General features: G+C 45.1%; 2 protein-coding genes. Both read left to right on the top strand.

The genetic code is table 11. The features are described 5' to 3' along the window. The first annotated feature begins 362 nt into the window (after positions 1 to 362). Entirely contained in the window at positions 363 to 1,565 is a 1,203-nt protein-coding gene (locus FEI13_RS18735) for a hypothetical protein (protein WP_138183004.1), read from the top strand. 57 nt (positions 1,566 to 1,622) lie between these two features. Beyond that, positions 1,623 to 2,165 (top strand): hypothetical protein, encoded by a 543-nt coding sequence (locus tag FEI13_RS18730; protein WP_138183003.1) that lies wholly within the window; start codon positions 1,623 to 1,625, stop codon positions 2,163 to 2,165. The last annotated feature ends 206 nt before the right edge of the window (positions 2,166 to 2,371 follow it).

The raw sequence follows: 2,371 nt of genomic DNA, 5'->3' as shown, positions 1-2,371 counted from the left end.
CAGCGCTGTTCAGCTGCGAGTGAGGCTCAGGACATTGCTTAAACTCGTGCACTTTCTGTCTTGACGGTGGGGTCCACTTCAGTGGGTCGTCAAGAGATGAAAAAGGAGCTCCAGTCCATACTCTCGGAGTTCAAGAAGGCGGATGAGATTTTAACCAGGTTGTATCTGCCTCTCTGGGAGAAATATGGGGTAAACGAAGAGTTTGTGCAGAACGAATTTGCGCAAATGTTGGAAGCGGCGGAGCGTCGTGATAGACGAACATAACCAGTGCAGGCACGGCGACGCCCACTGCATTGCGCCTTCGGCTCCATTCCGTGGGCGCGCATGCTGCAAGCGTTAGATTTCCAAGGAGTACATACCGAGTGTTGGCATTTTTTCTAGGCGCAGGTGCTTCGGTAGAGTGTGGGATGCCGCTTGTTTGGCCATTTACAGCTACATTTCGCGAAAATGTTTTAAAAAGAATCGATACAAATCTTTTCAACTTTTCCGATAGTGAAGAGATTAAACAACGGTTCGTGGAAATCATAGGCAATAACGATTTTCACTATGAGCAAATGGTAAGCGAGCTAGAAATATGGAAATTGTCTACGGCTGGAAAAGAGCAACAAACTGTCGACGGCTTAATTAAGCAAACAACAGAATGCATCCAGATATTGCTGTTGGAATTACAAGAGAAGTGTCAATCTAGAATGCGCTTGAGGTTTGATGACTATTTTGGTCTTAAATCGATCATCAAACAACATGGCAGTTTAGATATCTATTCGCTAAATCATGACTTGATCGTCGAGGAATTATGTACTTTCTACGAGATTCCGCTAAAAGATGGGTTCTATTCTGATCGTGAGCATGGATATAGTCGATTAGGCGATTTCAAAGTTGTTTCGAAAGCGGAGTTCCAACAACGCGACTTAGGTTTCTTTGGGAAAAACGAATCTGGGGTCAATCTTATAAAGTTGCATGGATCATTTGATATTTTTGCAATAGAGGATATGGGAAGATATCTGAAGTCTGTCGGAGACGGAGAATTTGGGTCTTACGTTAGATCAGTTAGAAATATCGAAAGCCTTAGTTTGGAAGAGTGCCAAGAGTCTGAGAATCGAGGGGTCAATGAGCTTTTTATTACAGATGATTTCGGTGAGCTTCAGTTTTTAAGACGATCTCTACTCTCAGGTGGGCACAAATTCTCAGATAAATTTGAACAGATCGCACCTAGAGAGTTATTTGAGGAGTTTAAGGCCAGAATTACGTCTGTTCGTGAGCTTGTCGTCATCGGGTATGGCTTTGGGGATGAGCATGTAAACGTGGTTTTCTGTGATTGGCTAAAGATACCTGATACAAAGTTAATAATTTGCGACCCATATAGAACGGAAGTTCCAGACTTCTTGTCGGGTAACGCTAGTCAAATTGAAATTAGGAATGTTGGATTTACAGACCTGCTTCTGTCATTTGACCCTGAAGGTGATACAGAGGAGAAAAAGCAAAAAAGAATGCTGCTCAATCACCTTGAGTCATTGTCCAAATCAGAGATTGAAAATCTAACAAGTTTGTTAAAAGGACGCTCCTGACGTCGCGCCTTTTACAAAAGCGTTAAGTGATGCGGAGTGCTGACCACAAGGAAAGATATGTCTGAGGATTCAAGGCTTGAGCAATGGGTAAAAGCCTCAATTTCTACCGCTAAGTTTGATGCCTTCATGATGCCCAATATCCAGAGTTTGGGCCGCCTTGATGTCAATCTGATTCTGGAAGACCGGAGATTGATAAAGAACTTTGATAAAAATAGAAATGACTTGGAAGCCAATGTGGCTTTAACTGATCACGTCACGACTTCCTATTTATGGGTGCTTGGGGCCTATGAGGCCGTTCGCACAATGACTCAGCGCACAAACGAGAATAAAGAGCTGGTTTCCGAGAGTATGCGCCAGGAATTTGTCCGAGTTAAAAAGGCCTTCAATAGAGTTCGAGTTCCTTTGGCGAAAATGGAACCTGCGGGAGCGCATAAGGCAACTGATAGTCATATTGCTTATCCAGGATTCAATTTTGAATCAGGCGTTGCTTGGCGGGTTAGCGAAGATACCATCATCACTCGCCGAGACTTATCGGATCAACTTTTGGATCTATTAGAGCAGCAGAGATCCGAGCAAATCAGGCGCAGCAATGACACTTAACCAGTGGCTGTTGTCGGACGCACCTACGCTCGCGCTCCGGTGCGCCGCAAAGCCAAGCGTTAGGAATGGCGCCCCTCGGCATGTGCCTGCATGACCACGATGCCATCCAGTCCGCAGAATAATAGGGCTTGTCCCTGACGGATCCCCACGAACTACGGCTATCCGTTGCATAAAGCCTGCCCCCTGACCTCCTCCTGAAGGCTTGC

The sequence above is a fragment of the Halomonas urmiana genome (genome assembly GCF_005780185.1).
In the GTDB taxonomy this organism is placed as follows: domain Bacteria; phylum Pseudomonadota; class Gammaproteobacteria; order Pseudomonadales; family Halomonadaceae; genus Halomonas; species Halomonas urmiana.
Note: the sequence above shows the minus strand (reverse complement) of the source record. Positions and strands in the feature narration are given on the sequence as shown.